Origin of the sequence: Acidiphilium sp. 34-64-41 (assembly GCF_002282635.1) — a bacterium.
GTDB classification, from domain to species: domain Bacteria; phylum Pseudomonadota; class Alphaproteobacteria; order Acetobacterales; family Acetobacteraceae; genus Acidiphilium; species Acidiphilium rubrum.
The window spans coordinates 1-12,930 of the sequence record NZ_NCJX01000073.1; the positions used below are offsets into that span (position 1 = coordinate 1).

Genomic DNA, 12,930 nt, shown 5'->3' on the forward strand with positions numbered 1-12,930 from the left:
TCGATGATCGCAATCAAACGGAATCCATGATCGCGATCCACCGGAATCGATGATCGCGATCAAACGGAATCAGTGATCGCGATCCACCGGAACGCGCAGCAGCGCCCTCCCCTTGCCTAAAACTAATGGATTTTAAAGGCTCCGCCTTTAACGGGGTCCAGGGGCAGAGCCCCTGGCCTTGCTTGCCCTCCCTCACCTCACTCCACGGTCCCGCGCCGGATGATATCCGCGCCGAATTTGGCGCGGATTGTGTCCATGGCTTGTTGCCGTGCGGCGCGGCGCGGGCTTTCCTGGTCCATCAGGTCGCCGTGGTCGGCGAGGTTGGCGGGCACGAGCCGGGCCGCGCCGATGCCGATCAGCCGGAATGCGGGTCCGGCGGCTTGGTGCACTATGGGTTTGGCGGCTTCGAATATGGTTTCCGGCAGTTGGGTGGGGGCGGTCAGGCGGATGGCGTGGGTGTGGGTTTCGAAGCGGGCGGTTTTGAGTTTCAGGACGAGTGCGGCGGCGGCGAATTGTTCCGCGCGGAGGCGCCGGCCGAGTTTTTCGCAGAGTGGCCAGAGGGCGCGGCCGAGCAGGACGGGGTCGGTGATGTCGTGTGCGAAGGTGGTTTCGGCGCTGATCGATTTGGTTTCGCGCACCGGGTTGACCCGGCGGTTGTCTTCGCCACGCGCGCGGGCGACCAGGGATGGACCGTCGTCGCCCAGGCGCTGCCGCGCGGTTCGTGGGTCGAGCGCGGCTAGCTGGCCGATGCGGGTCATGCCCAGGCCGGCCAGTTTGCGGACCAGGGCGGGGCCGATGCCGGGCAGCGTGCCGAGCGGTTCGGGGGCGAGCACGGCGGCGGTATCGGCGCCCAGTATGGCGAAGCCGCGCGGCTTGTCGCGTTCGGCGGCGAGTTTCGCGCGCAGGCGGTTGGCGGCCAGCCCGATCGACACGGTGACGCCGACGTTGGTCTCGACATCGCGAGCCAACCGGCTGAGTACGGCGGCGGGTGGCGCGCCGTGCAGCGCTTCGGTGCCGGCGAGGTCGAGGGCGGCTTCATCGATCGAGAGCGGCTGCACCAGCGGCGTCAGGCTTTGCATCATATCGCGAATTTCGCGCGCCACGGCGCCGTATTTGGACAGGTCGGGGTGGATCACGGTGGCATCCGGGCAGAGTTTCAATGCCTTGAACATCGGCATCGCCGACCGCACGCCGGACAGGCGCGCAACGTAGCAGCACGCCGCGACGACCCCACGGGTGCCGCCGCCGACGATCACGGGCCGGTCGCGCAATTCGGGACGGTCGCGTTTTTCGACGCTGGCGAAAAACGCATCGCAATCGATATGCGCGATCGCCAGCGTGCCAAGCTCGGCATGGCTGATCAAGCGCCGCCCGCCGCACTGGGGGCACGCGCCACTGAGCTCGGCGCCGGGTTGGATCAACACGGCATCGCAATCGCGGCAGAGCGTGGGCATCGGTGCCGAGGGTAAGCCAAGTCGTTGGGCTCGTTAATGGGCGGAAATCGTCTTGCCGCTGGTCCGAGGAAGAAAAAGGCTTCTTTTATGTAAAAAAGAAGCAAAAAACTTTTTTGATTTGGGTGATCGGTGCTTATGCTGGGCTCAGGAGTGATCCTTGGTGGTTGCGACCTGGCTCATTTCCGGCGTCCGGGCCTGGCGCACCAGCCAGCGGAGGTCGCGATAGCCCATTGCGCCTGGAATTCGGCTCTGTCCGACATAGACCATCGGCACTTCGTCGATCCCGAGTGCTGCACCGCGCTGCAAGGATGCATCAACCGCGCGGATGGTTGCAGGGCGCGTCATGTCGCGCATGAAACGGGGCACATCCATCCCCAGCTGTGCGGCATCCGCCTTGAGCAATGCCAAGGTCGGCAAGGGGGCCTGGCTCATCAATAGGGTGTGCATCGCATCGAACCGCCCCTGGAGCCGCGCCGCCACCAGCGCCTGAGCGCCGAGCTTGCTCTGCCAGCCCAGAATGGGCACGTCGATCGGCACGTAGCGGATCTGCTTGTTACGCGCGATCAACCGCTCGATCCGCCGGTTCATCGCGCGGCAGGGGGCGCAAGACGTATCGTAGAAATCGACGATGGTGATCGACCCGTCCGGGTTGCCGAGCACCACATCCCCCGGCCGGACCAGACTTGCCGCGGAAACCACCCCGGCGTCCGGTGACGCCGCCGTCGCGCCGCCAATAACGCCCATCACCGCCACCGCGACTGCCGCCAGCCACCGTTGAGCTCGCATGACCAATCTCCAATAAACCGTCTATCATCATCCGAAATGACAACATGTCCCAGTTTTTGGTGATTGTCTCTATAAACTTATTTAATATCTCTGCGTGAGTAACTAAACATGATCACGCGTTCTGGTGGTACTCCTCCGAGGTGAACAACTCGTTAACGCGTCCGGAAATTGTTTAACTTGACCTAAGCGGCAATCGGCTCAACCATCCGGCAAGGAGGACCATCATCATGAACGTCACCACCCGCATTGCGCCCGCAGCCAGCCCGCATCCCGGCGTCAGCGCCGAGGAGTGGCAGGTCCGTTGCGATCTGGCCGCGCTCTATCGGCTTGTCGCGCATTTCAAGATGACCGATTTCATCTACACCCATATCAGTGCCCGCCTGCCCGGCCCCGATCATCATTTTCTGATCAACGACTACGGCACGATGTTCCATGAGATGCGCGCCTCCGACCTCGTGAAAATCGACCTCGAGGGCAATCGCATCGAAACCCCTGGCATCACGGCGGCCAAGGTCAATCAGGCGGGCTTCACCATCCACTCCGCCATCCATATGGCGCGGCCCGACCTGATGGCGGTGATTCACACCCACACCGCCGCCGGCATTGCGGTTGCGGCGCAGGAACAGGGGCTGTTGCCGATCAGCCAGCATGCCATGAAATTCTATGGCTGCCTGTCCTATCACGGCTATGAGGGCATCGCGCTCGACCTTGATGAGCGGGACCGCATCGTGGCCGATCTTGGTCAGAACAAGGCGATGATCCTGCGCAACCACGGCCTGCTGGTCGGCGGACGCACCATCCCCGAGGCTTTCCACGAAATCTATTTCCTCGAACGCGCCTGTCAGGCGCAGGTGGCCGCGCTGTCCGGCGGTGCCAAGCTGGTGATTCCGCCGCGCGAGGTTTGCGAACACACCGCCGCGCAATTCAGCCGCGATACCGATAACCGCATGGCGCATTACGAAATGGCCTGGCAATCCGCCCTGCGCCTGATCGAGGCCGATGGTGCGTATCGCACCTGAATAAAATACACGGCCGCGCTTGCGCGGGTCAGCCGGGGAAGACCACGGTTTTGCTGCCGCTGATGAAGACGCGCCGTTCGACGTGAAACAGGACGGCGCGGGCCAGCACACGGCGTTCGATGTCACGGCCTTTGCGGACCAGGACTTCGGGTGTGTCACCGTGGGAGATGCGTTCGACGTCCTGTTCGATGATCGGGCCTTCATCGAGCGCGGTGGTGACGTAGTGCGCGGTGGCGCCGATCAGTTTGACGCCGCGCGCATAGGCCTGGTGGTAGGGTTTGGCGCCTTTGAAGCCGGGCAGGAACGAGTGGTGGATATTGATGCAGCGGCCCGCGAGTTTGGCGACCAGCGCGTCTGACAGCACCTGCATGTAGCGGGCGAGGATGACGAGTTCGGCGCCGGATTCGCGCACCAGGCGCCAGATTTCGCCTTCCTGTTCCATTTTGGTGTCCGGCGTGATCGGCAGATGGTGGAACGGAATGCCATCGAGGTCGAGATGTTCGTAGGTGCTGCGTTCGTGGTTGGCGATGATGCCGGCGATGTCCATCGGCAGTTCGCCGGTGCGTTGGCGGTAGAGCAGATCGACCAGGCAATGATCGAAGCGCGACACCAGGATCATGGCGCGGGGGCGGTGCGTGGGGTCGGTGATCGCCCAATTCATGCCGAACTGGGTCGCTATGGGGGTGAAATCGGCCGGCGGCAGGGTGGTGCCTGCGTCGAGCGGGGCGAAGACGACGCGCATGAAGAACTGGCCGCTGGCGCGATCGTCGAATTGTTGGGCTTCGCGGATGTCCAGTCCGTGTTCGTAGAGGAAATTGCCGACCGCGCCGACGATGCCGGGGCGGTTGTGGCAGGACAGGGTCAGGATGGCGGTGGTCATGGGTCGGCATCGCTCCGTGGTTCGGTTGACGCGATGCTGGCAGATTTAGGACGATTGCGTGAGAGGGCAGCACCGTCTTTTTTGTGAGTGGCCAAATACCCGCAAAAGACCCGTGGCCCAAATTAGAAAAAGTTTTTTGCTTCTTTTTTTCAAAAAAGAAGCCCTACCCTTCCTTGCCCCGCCAAGCGCGGCGTGATCGAACCAGGGCATGACCATCACAGCGCGGGCGTCTCTAGCAGGTGTAATTGGCTGGCCGGTGGCGCATTCGCGTTCGCCGTTGCTGCATGGCACCTGGCTGAAGCGGCATGGGATCGATGGGGCATATCTGCCGCTGCCGATCCGGCCGGAGGATTTTGCCGTGTGTGTGGCGGCTTTGGCGCGGATGGGGTTTGTCGGCGCGAATGTGACGATTCCGCACAAGGAGGCGGCGTTTGCCTTGTGCGATGAGGTGGCACCCAGCGCGCGTCGGGCCGGCGCGGTGAACACGCTGGTGTTTCGCGACGGGCGGATGGTCGGTTCCAACACCGACGGGGTGGGGTTCATGGCCAATCTGCGGGCGCATGGGGTTGATCCGGCGGCGGGACCTGCGCTGGTGCTGGGGGCGGGCGGCGCGGCGCGGGCGATCGGCGCGGCGCTGCTCGATGCCGGGGTGGTCGTGCATTTCTGCAATCGGACCGAGGACCGGGCGGCGCGGCTTGCGGCGGGGATCGGCGGCGGTGTGATCGGGTGGGAGGATCGGGCGGCGGCGCTCGGCGATCATGCGCTGGTGATCAACACGACATCGCTCGGGATGGCGGGGCATCAGTCGCTCACGCTCGATCTGGCGCGGGCGCCTGCGGGTCTGGCGGTGGCGGATATTGTGTATGTGCCGCTGGAAACGCCGTTGCTGGCGGCTGCGCGGGCGCGCGGGCTGCGGGCGGTGGAGGGGTTGGGGATGCTGCTGCATCAGGCGGTGCCGGGGTTTGCCGCGTGGTTCGGGGTGACGCCGGTGGTGGATGAGGCGCTGTATCGCGTGGTCGCGGGCGATTTGCTGACGTGAGGATCATTGGCCTGACCGGCGGGATCGGGATGGGCAAATCGACGGTGGCTTCGATGTTTCGCCGCCGTGGTGTGCCGGTGTTCGATGCGGATGCGGTGGTGCGGCGATTGCAGGCGCCGGGTGGTGCGGCGCTCCCGGCGATTGCGGCGGCGTTTCCCGGCGTGGTGCGCGGGGACGTGCTGGATCGGGCGGCGTTGCGGGCGGTGGTGCTGGCCGATGGCGCGGCGCGGCGGCGGCTGGAGGCGATCATGCACCGGATGGTGCGGCGCGCGGAGGGGCGGTTTCTGGCCCAGGCGCGGCGCCGGCGGGTGCGGGCGGTGGTGCTGGATATTCCGTTGCTGTTCGAGACCGGTGGTGAGCGGCGGGTTGATGTCGCGGTGACGGTTTCGGCCCCGCGATCGGTCCAGGTGGCGCGGGTGCGGCGGCGCGGGCTGGCCGAGGCGGAGATTGCACGGATCATTGGCCTGCAGATGCCGGATGCCGAGAAGCGGCGGCGGGCGGAGGTGGTGATTTTTACCGGTTTGTCGCGCGGGGCGACGGTGCGGGCGGTGCAGCGGTTTATTGCACGGCAGTTTATCGCGTAGCCGTTTTCTGGCCGAGGATGAAGCTGATGCCGCCGGTGAACAGGGCGGATACCGCGGTCTGGCCCCAATGGCGCGACGAGGCGCTGGCGGTGGGATCGAGAAAGCCTTCGTAGATGGCGAGCAGGCCGAGCAGGATGATCGAGCCGAAGATCAGCAGGAACACCAGCCAGTCCTTGCGGCGGCGCAAAGCGGCGTCTTCGGGAGGTTCCGGCGGTCGAACCATGATTTCAGCCGCGAGACGCCCGGAAAAATCGATTTCCTGCGGCGGCATGGATCAGAGCAGGCCGACGAACTCGGTTTCGAGTTTGTTCCGGTCGGAGGCGATGCCGATATGCTTGGACTCGCGCTTGGCTTGATGCGCGACTTCCATCAACGCGATGGCCTGGCGGATCACATCGGTCTTGGTGGCGCCGGCGGAGGCGGCGATGGTATCGAGCCGGTCGTTCAACTCGGGTGAGACCAGCAGGTTCAGACGTACTTTCTCGGCCATGGTGGATCTCCTATGGGGTTTTTATATGTATAATCAGGTGATGTTTATGTCAATAATATATGTATAATCGACGTCGATCGTGCTGGTTGAACCGGAGTCCATGCCGGCGCAAGACTCGCTTATGACGCGCTCAATTCTGTTCGACACCGAGACCACCGGCCTCGATCCGCTGCACGGGGATCGGGTGATCGAGGTTGCGGCGATCGAGTTGCACAACGATCTGCCGACCAATCGTACGTTTCACCGCCTGATCGATCCCGAGCGCGATATTCCGGGCGATGCCAGCCGGATTCACGGCATCACCAACGCCGATGTGGCGGGCAAGCCGAAATTTTCCGAGATCGCCCCCGATCTGCTGGCGTTTTTCGGCAATGATCCGCTGGTCGCGCATAATGCCGCGTTCGATTTCGGGTTCCTCGATGCCGAGTTCGGCCGAATCGGGCGGCCGCCGCTGGACCGGGGCCGGATGATCGATACGCTGGTGCTGGCGAAAGCGCGGTTTCCCGGCATGCCGAACAGCCTCGATGCGCTATGCCGGCGGTTCGAGATCGATCTGTCGGCGCGGACCACTCATAATGCGCTGCTCGACTGCAAATTGCTGGCGGAAGTCTACGTCGAACTCACCGGCGGGCGGCAGCGCGGCTTCGATCTCGCGGCCGATGCGGGGCTGACGCTGGTGGAATATCAGCACAGCGGCACGCGAACGGCGCGGTTGATGCCGGTGAGCGACGACGACCGCGCCGCGCATGACGCGTTCGTGGCGACGATCACGGACGCGGTCTGGCGGCGGGAATAAGGATTCTTTTCTTTCAAAAAGAACCCTTTCTTCATCTTTGTATGGCCCAGATGGCGAATGCATAATTGGTCGCCATCAATTTGAGCGCATCGAACCGTCCCGCGGCGCCCGCGTGTCCGGCATCCATGTCGATTTTCAGCATGATCGGCGCATCGCCGGTTGTGAAATCGCGCAGTTTGGCGACGAATTTGGCCGGCTCCCAATAGGTTACCCGCGGGTCGGACAGGCCGCCGGTCGCCAGCAGCGGCGGGTACGCGTACGGTCCGATGTTGTCATAGGGCGAATAGGCGGCAATCGTGTCGTAGGCGACCGGGTCGATCAGCGGGTTGCCCCATTCGGGCCATTCCGGCGGGGTGAGCGGCAGCGTATCGTCGGAAATCGTGTTGAGCACATCGACGAACGGGACCGCCGCGATCACGCCGGCCCACAGATCGGGGCGGAAATTATAGACCGCCCCCATCAACAACCCGCCGGCAGAACCGCCGTGGGCCACGATGCGGCCGGGTTTGGTATAGCCCTCGGCGATCAGATGGTCCGCCACCGCGATGAAATCGGTGAAACTGTTCATTTTCTTCGCACCACGGCCGTCGAGAAACCAATTCCAGCCCTTCTCGGTGCCGCCGCGGATATGCGCGATCACGTGGATCCAGCCGCGATCGACCAGGCTGAGGATGTTCGGCTGAAACCACGGGTCGATCGCGAAACCATACGAGCCATAGCCGTAGAGATGCACCGGCGCCGAACCATCGGTCGGCGTATCCCGGCGCAGCAGCACGGTGACCGGAATCGTCGCACCATCCGCCGCCGTTGCGGTCAGGCGGCGGGTTTCGTAGCGTGCCGGATCGTGGCCGGAGGGGATTTCCTGCGATTTGCGCAGGGTCCGCGCACCGCTCGGGATATCGTAGTCGAACCATTGGCGCGGCGTGGTCGGCGATGAATAGATGTACCCTATCGTCGCGGTATCGAACTCGTAGCCGGGATCGAGGCTGAGTACATAAGCCGCCTCGTCGACCGCAATGGCCGTTTCGGTGCCGGCACGCGTGCGAAGGATGATGCGGTTGTTCGCCTCGATCCGCTCGACCCGGATCAGATAATCCCGCAGAACCATGGCAGACACAATGAACCGGCCGGGCCGATGCGCCACGATGTCGCGCCACTGCGCCCGGCCCGGTGCGGCAAGCGGCGCTTCGACCAGCTTGAAATCGACCGCGCCATCGGCATTGGTGCGGATCACCAGCCGATCGGCCCAATCCTCGACCTCATAGCGCAGCCCCGGCGTGCGGGGCTCGATGACAACCGGCATCGCCGTCGGCTCATCGCCCGGAATCCGCCAGATCTCGCTGGTTTCCTGGTTGCCGCAGGTGATGAAAATGGAACCGCCGGACGCCGACGCCTCGACGCCGATGAAAAAACCCTCGTCCGGTTCCTCATAGACCAGAACATCTTCGGAATCGCCGATCGCGCGGCGGAAAATCCGGGTCGGCCGGCCATTGTCGTCGCGGAACGTCCAAAACAGATAGCGCGAACAGGGTGACCACGCGAAATCGCCCGAACAGGATTCGATCACGCCAGGCAACAGCGCGCCGGTTGCCAGAGATTTGACCCGGACCTGATACACTTCCGAGCCCTGAGCATCCTCGGCATAGGCGAACCAGGCATGATCCGGACTGTGCCGCGCACCGATCACCCGATAATACGCATGGCCCTTCGCCTGCGCATCGGCATCGAGCAGGATCGCCTCAGCACCGCCGGCCCGCGGCGTGCGGACATAGATCGGATGCTCCGCACCTGGATCATACCGCCGATAATAAGCGAACGGACCATCCGGCTTCGGGACCGATGCATCATCCTGCTTGATCCGCGCCTTCATTTCGGCTCGCAATTCTTCCTGCAAGCCCTCGGTGCCGGCCAGCACACCAGCGGTGTACGCGTTTTCCGCCAATAAATGCGCACGGATATCCGGCCGCAACACGGCAGGGTCGCGCAACACCGCCTGCCAGTTGTCGTCCTTCATCCAGGCATAATCATCGGTCCGCACGCGGCCGAGCTGCTCGATGCGCTTCGGGTGCCGCGCCGCGACCGGCGGCACAATGGAGAGCATGACATGATCGTTCATCGCAATTTCCTCAAAAACCCGCACCATCATCACCGGGGGGACACGACCCAATCCGGCCGCCCTTTGTCCACGAGATCACTTGAAAGCGATAGAGGCGTCCAACATGTATCGATCCGCTATACGGAGCGCCTGACCGACGCCGGGGTCGTGCGCTGGGTCGGCAGCGTCGATTATTGCTACGGTAATGCCCTCGCAGCGACGATCAACGGCCATTCCAAAGCGCAGGTGATCCGCCGACGCCGCCCCGAGCCGATCGGAAGTATCCCGCCCGACGAGGCCGAAATGCGATACCATGAACAAATGAACGAACTGGCTATGCTGGCGAGCCGCAGGCGATCTGGGCTACGAGCGCGTACTCGATCGCGTCACCATGCCGAACTCCCGATCCGAAACCGGCTCGGCGTGACGGCGGACAGCGGATGCCGGGAGATCGATCGCCAGCCTGCAGCCGCCTGCGAAATCCCGCGTCACGCGATTTTCGGTTGCGTTGCCGGTCGCTGGGGCGGTCCGCGCCAAATGGTTCAACAGGGAGGAGCACCCGACGGGCTGATCAACTCATCCGACGTCGATGGTATAGGCATGACCTCGACGATGACTGCATATGCTCGCGAAACAAATGAAGGCCAATTCCCATGACGGACATTGCTCCTGCCATAAGCCCGGACATCGATCTCGTCGAAATGACTCTGGCTGATGCGGCTGCAGCTTTCGCCCGCGGTGTCACCGCCGAGACGCTGGCGGCCGGATTTCTGGAGCGGATCGCAACCTACAATCCCCATTACAACGCCATCATTGTGATGAACCCGCACGCGCTCGATGACGCCCGTGCGATCGATCGACGCCGCGCCAGCGGCGAGGCGCTGGGTCCACTTGCCGGCGTTCCGGTGGTGGTCAAGGACACCATGGACATGAGGGGGCTTCCCACCACGGCGGGCTGGCGTTTCCTGAGCGCCCAGGCCGGTGGTGTCGATCTCATTCCCGAGACCGACTCTCCCGCGGTCGCGCGGATGCGGGAAGCCGGCTGCGTCATCCTCGGCAAGACCAACGTGCCAATCCTGAGCGCGACGGGGAGCCATGCCAACGACAGCTGGGCGGGTCCCACATTGAACGCCGCGATGCCCGACCGCCTGCCCGGTGGCAGCAGCGCAGGCACCGCGACTGCCGTGGGTGCGAGCCTTGCCGTTCTGGGTCTTGCGGAGGAGACCGGTGGTTCGATCCAGAATCCCGCATCCGCGCAGGGGCTGGTCGGCATCAAACCGACTTTCGGGCTGGTCCCGAATGCCGGCGTCGTGCCGCTGGCGGGCAGCACACGGGACGTGATCGGGCCGATCACCCGCTGCGTGCGCGATGCGGCTCTGACGCTCGATGTTCTGGCCGGCTATACTGCCGCCGACCCGAAGACCGTTGCCGGCATCGGTCATCGGCCAAAAGGCGGCTATACCTCGAAGCTCGATCCGAAAGCGCTCGCGGGAAAGCGCCTCGGGCTGTATGGGCCAGGCTGGCGTGACCGGGCGCTTTCAGAGGATTGCACGCAATTATACCGTCGCGCCGTCCAGGAGATCGAAGCGCGTGGGGCAACCCTCGTCGCTGATCCCTTCGCGGGCTCCGGCTTCGCCGCGATCGGCCGGCCGGTCAGTGGGCTCGACCATTACGATGCGCGCGGCATGGAGAGCGTGGCCTATGATCTGCAACTCTACCTGCAGCGACTCGGCCCGTCGGCTGCCCTGCGCACCTTCGCCGAATTCGCGGCTGCCACGGCGGCGGAGGACGCGTTCGGACCCGGTGGCGTGCTGCATATGATGCACCAGTTACCGCAATTCGCGGCCTGCCTCGCGAACCCGGAAACGCCACCGGACTTGTCTGATTTCCTCGCCGCGCGCGAGGCCTATCTCGCTATATTCGCCGAAGTGATGGCGCGGGCACGCCTCGACGCCTTGGTGTTTCCCCAGATGAGCGATGAATTGCCCGCTCTGCACGGCGCGGCAACCATCCATGAAACGACCGTGTGCGAGATCAACATCGCGGGCCTACCCGGCGTTACGGTCCCGGCGGGCGCCTATCCGTCCGGCGCACCGTTCAACCTGATTTTCGTCGGCCCGCTATGGAGCGAAGCCGACCTGCTCGCGCTCGCCTATGACTACGAAACAGCGACCCACCACCGATCGACTCCGGTTCTTTCAACAAACTGACTTGCGCCGCGGCTACCGGGCGGGGTCATGCAGGCCCGGCCCAGGGCGTATCGGTCAACTCTGAACATCGAGTGGAGGGTTTTTTCGCCCAAAGGCAACGAGATCGAGGTCGCCCACATGCAGAATACGTGGCTGCTGGTCTTCCCCTCGATCCGGGGCCATCCGGCCGATTTGGCCTTGATCGACGATGCGCTGAAGTGGTCGACCGCCAATGGCGGTCAGCGCAGGACCGGATACATCATCCGTGACGTCACCGCCTAAACCACCGCGCCGACGCCGACGCCGCCGATCGCCATCGCGCTCAGCCCGGCGACGTTCCACCCGCCGCTCGCGACATAGGCGCCGTCGTAGCGATAGAACGCCGCGACGTCGTATTGCCGCTGCCGCACCAGGAAAAAATCGGCGAGCATGATGCCAGTGACCGGCCCGAGCAGCCCGCCGATCGCGCCCAGCACCTGGAAAATACTGTTCGCGTTCTTGAACCAAAGCCATGGTGCGAACAGCAGCCCGATCACCAGCAGCACCATGCCGGCGCGGGCGAAATTGAGCTGGCGCGGAAACAGGTTGATCAGGTCAGAGCAGGCCGGCATGATGTTGGCCGCGACGTTGACCGACAGCGTCGCGATGATGATCGTCACGCCGCCCAGCACCAGAATATACGGGTTGTGGATCGCCATTAGCAGATCGACTGGATTCCAGATCGGCTTGCCGAACGCCAGCACCGTGGCCGAGGTCACGATCACGCTCATCAGGGTGAATACCACCGCGGTGATCGGCAGGCCGATCAACTGCCCGAGCGCCTGATCGCGCTCGGACCGCACGAAGCGCGACAGGTCGGGGATGTTGACGGCAAAGGTCGACCACACGCCGATCAGCCCGGTCACGCCGCTGGCGAAGACCAGAAATCCCTTCATCCCGCTGAGATGCGAAGGCTCGGCGAACAACGGGCCGAGCCCGTGGCCGATTTTCAAGCCCCAGATCGTCGCGATCGCCCCGATCGCCCCGACCAGAATCACCAGCGGCCCAGCCACGAGTTCGAAATTGCGGATCCGGTGCACGCCATGCGTCACGATCCAGCCATGCAGGACCCAGAACAGCCCGAACGAGGAGCGGATCAGCACACAAAACGGCAGGCCATACCGCGTGCCGGACACCGCGTTGAACTACATCGCGAAAAACAGGAACATGTAGGCGATCGCCGTCGCGCCCAGCGCCTGCCAGGCGTTCATGCCCAGCGCCATCAGCCCGGCGGCGGTTTCATAGGCCACCACATTGTGCAGCATGCCCATCCAAACGGTTATAACCTTTTCCGCTTAATTTTCACGGATAGACTTGGGGCAATCCCACTGCCGCCAACTTCTACAACGCGAAACGCCAAGTGAAGGTGCGGGATCAATAGATAGTCGGCACGTCGCCACCGCCTCGAAAACATGCAAGTCCTTCAAAGTTGCACTTATAGCCGAACTCTGAGAACCGCATTTACTCATCGGTCGGTAATTAAGACGACATTTTGCTAGTCGTATGTTTGCGGGGGTGATATAATTCCGGCATGAAACGGGACGGTCGCAGATTTGATC

The 12,930-nt window shown here is 63.6% G+C and carries 14 protein-coding genes and 1 pseudogene; 7 read left to right on the plus strand and 8 right to left on the minus strand.

What is annotated here, in order from left to right:
• Nucleotides 1-197 precede the first annotated feature (197 nt).
• Nucleotides 198-1,454, minus strand: a complete 1,257-nt coding sequence (locus tag B7X49_RS13725) for a DNA polymerase IV (protein ID WP_286704882.1) — start codon at nucleotides 1,452-1,454, stop codon at nucleotides 198-200.
• Between the two features lie 144 nt (nucleotides 1,455-1,598).
• Nucleotides 1,599-2,240 carry a thioredoxin domain-containing protein gene (locus B7X49_RS13730; RefSeq protein ID WP_286704883.1) on the minus strand — a complete coding sequence of 214 codons (642 nt, stop codon included), beginning with the start codon at nucleotides 2,238-2,240 and terminating at the stop codon, nucleotides 1,599-1,601.
• A 227-nt stretch (nucleotides 2,241-2,467) separates the two neighbouring features.
• Here B7X49_RS13730 and B7X49_RS13735 point away from each other — a divergent pair, with 227 nt between their 5' ends.
• A complete protein-coding gene (locus B7X49_RS13735) occupies nucleotides 2,468-3,259 on the plus strand; it encodes a class II aldolase/adducin family protein (protein WP_286704884.1) in 792 nt (263 codons plus the stop codon).
• Nucleotides 3,260-3,287: 28 nt separating this feature from the next.
• Here B7X49_RS13735 and purU read toward each other — a convergent pair whose 3' ends face one another.
• On the minus strand, nucleotides 3,288-4,139 hold the full coding sequence (purU, locus tag B7X49_RS13740) for a formyltetrahydrofolate deformylase (protein WP_029313565.1): 852 nt from the start codon (nucleotides 4,137-4,139) through the stop codon (nucleotides 3,288-3,290).
• 208 nt (nucleotides 4,140-4,347) lie between these two features.
• On the opposite strand from purU, the gene B7X49_RS13745 reads away from it, so the two are divergent.
• Together B7X49_RS13745 and coaE are read left to right on the plus strand one after the other, a co-directional pair.
• A complete protein-coding gene (locus B7X49_RS13745; RefSeq protein ID WP_286704885.1) occupies nucleotides 4,348-5,178 on the plus strand; it encodes a shikimate dehydrogenase in 831 nt (276 codons plus the stop codon).
• Nucleotides 5,175-5,762 carry a dephospho-CoA kinase gene (gene coaE, locus B7X49_RS13750; RefSeq protein WP_286704886.1) on the plus strand — a complete coding sequence of 196 codons (588 nt, stop codon included), beginning with the start codon at nucleotides 5,175-5,177 and terminating at the stop codon, nucleotides 5,760-5,762. The genes B7X49_RS13745 and coaE overlap by 4 nt, the downstream gene beginning before the upstream one ends.
• On the opposite strand, the gene B7X49_RS13755 is transcribed toward coaE, so the two are convergent.
• A complete protein-coding gene (locus tag B7X49_RS13755; RefSeq protein WP_029313570.1) occupies nucleotides 5,752-6,033 on the minus strand; it encodes a hypothetical protein in 282 nt (93 codons plus the stop codon). The two genes, coaE and B7X49_RS13755, sit on opposite strands and share 11 nt — an antisense overlap.
• 3 nt (nucleotides 6,034-6,036) lie before the next feature.
• On the minus strand, nucleotides 6,037-6,252 hold the full coding sequence (locus B7X49_RS13760) for a DNA-binding protein (RefSeq protein ID WP_029313571.1): 216 nt from the start codon (nucleotides 6,250-6,252) through the stop codon (nucleotides 6,037-6,039).
• Nucleotides 6,253-6,373: 121 nt separating this feature from the next.
• Between B7X49_RS13760 and dnaQ the strand changes: the two genes are divergently transcribed.
• The gene (dnaQ, locus tag B7X49_RS13765) at nucleotides 6,374-7,048 is read left to right on the plus strand and encodes a DNA polymerase III subunit epsilon (RefSeq protein WP_286704887.1); all 675 of its coding nucleotides are present in this window, start codon (nucleotides 6,374-6,376) and stop codon (nucleotides 7,046-7,048) included.
• A gap of 31 nt (nucleotides 7,049-7,079) precedes the next feature.
• Here the strand turns inward: dnaQ and B7X49_RS13770 are convergent, their stop codons facing one another.
• Nucleotides 7,080-9,164, minus strand: coding sequence for a S9 family peptidase (locus B7X49_RS13770; protein WP_286704888.1), 2,085 nt, complete (start codon nucleotides 9,162-9,164; stop codon nucleotides 7,080-7,082).
• An 84-nt stretch (nucleotides 9,165-9,248) separates the two neighbouring features.
• On the opposite strand from B7X49_RS13770, the pseudogene B7X49_RS13775 reads away from it, so the two are divergent.
• The 3 genes and pseudogenes from B7X49_RS13775 to B7X49_RS13785 all read left to right on the plus strand — a co-directional run.
• A pseudogene (locus tag B7X49_RS13775) lies at nucleotides 9,249-9,488 on the plus strand (IS3 family transposase); the annotation flags it as partial.
• Between the two features lie 308 nt (nucleotides 9,489-9,796).
• Complete coding sequence (locus B7X49_RS13780; RefSeq protein ID WP_286704889.1) at nucleotides 9,797-11,353, plus strand: amidase; 1,557 nt, start codon at nucleotides 9,797-9,799, stop codon at nucleotides 11,351-11,353.
• A 27-nt stretch (nucleotides 11,354-11,380) separates the two neighbouring features.
• On the plus strand, nucleotides 11,381-11,614 hold the full coding sequence (locus tag B7X49_RS13785; protein ID WP_286704890.1) for a hypothetical protein: 234 nt from the start codon (nucleotides 11,381-11,383) through the stop codon (nucleotides 11,612-11,614).
• Here B7X49_RS13785 and B7X49_RS13790 read toward each other — a convergent pair.
• Nucleotides 11,611-12,507: a cytosine permease gene (locus B7X49_RS13790; RefSeq protein WP_286704891.1), complete on the minus strand. Its 897-nt coding sequence runs from the start codon at nucleotides 12,505-12,507 to the stop codon at nucleotides 11,611-11,613. The two genes, B7X49_RS13785 and B7X49_RS13790, sit on opposite strands and share 4 nt — an antisense overlap.
• Before the next feature lie 9 nt (nucleotides 12,508-12,516).
• Nucleotides 12,517-12,654: a cytosine permease gene (locus B7X49_RS13795; RefSeq protein ID WP_286704892.1), complete on the minus strand. Its 138-nt coding sequence runs from the start codon at nucleotides 12,652-12,654 to the stop codon at nucleotides 12,517-12,519.
• Between the last annotated feature and the right edge of the window lie 276 nt (nucleotides 12,655-12,930).

What these genes read in the sequence shown, in the direction of transcription:
- B7X49_RS13725 (WP_286704882.1), bottom strand. Translation starts at nt 1,454, where the DNA reads ATGCCCACGCTCTGCCGCGATTGCGATGCCGTGTTGATCCAACCCGGC.
- B7X49_RS13730 (WP_286704883.1), bottom strand. Translation starts at nt 2,240, where the DNA reads ATGCGAGCTCAACGGTGGCTGGCGGCAGTCGCGGTGGCGGTGATGGGC.
- B7X49_RS13735 (WP_286704884.1), top strand. Translation starts at nt 2,468, where the DNA reads ATGAACGTCACCACCCGCATTGCGCCCGCAGCCAGCCCGCATCCCGGC.
- purU (WP_029313565.1), bottom strand. Translation starts at nt 4,139, where the DNA reads ATGACCACCGCCATCCTGACCCTGTCCTGCCACAACCGCCCCGGCATC.
- B7X49_RS13745 (WP_286704885.1), top strand. Translation starts at nt 4,348, where the DNA reads ATGACCATCACAGCGCGGGCGTCTCTAGCAGGTGTAATTGGCTGGCCG.
- B7X49_RS13755 (WP_029313570.1), bottom strand. Translation starts at nt 6,033, where the DNA reads ATGCCGCCGCAGGAAATCGATTTTTCCGGGCGTCTCGCGGCTGAAATC.
- B7X49_RS13760 (WP_029313571.1), bottom strand. Translation starts at nt 6,252, where the DNA reads ATGGCCGAGAAAGTACGTCTGAACCTGCTGGTCTCACCCGAGTTGAAC.
- dnaQ (WP_286704887.1), top strand. Translation starts at nt 6,374, where the DNA reads ATGACGCGCTCAATTCTGTTCGACACCGAGACCACCGGCCTCGATCCG.
- B7X49_RS13770 (WP_286704888.1), bottom strand. Translation starts at nt 9,164, where the DNA reads ATGAACGATCATGTCATGCTCTCCATTGTGCCGCCGGTCGCGGCGCGG.
- B7X49_RS13780 (WP_286704889.1), top strand. Translation starts at nt 9,797, where the DNA reads ATGACGGACATTGCTCCTGCCATAAGCCCGGACATCGATCTCGTCGAA.
- B7X49_RS13785 (WP_286704890.1), top strand. Translation starts at nt 11,381, where the DNA reads ATGCAGGCCCGGCCCAGGGCGTATCGGTCAACTCTGAACATCGAGTGG.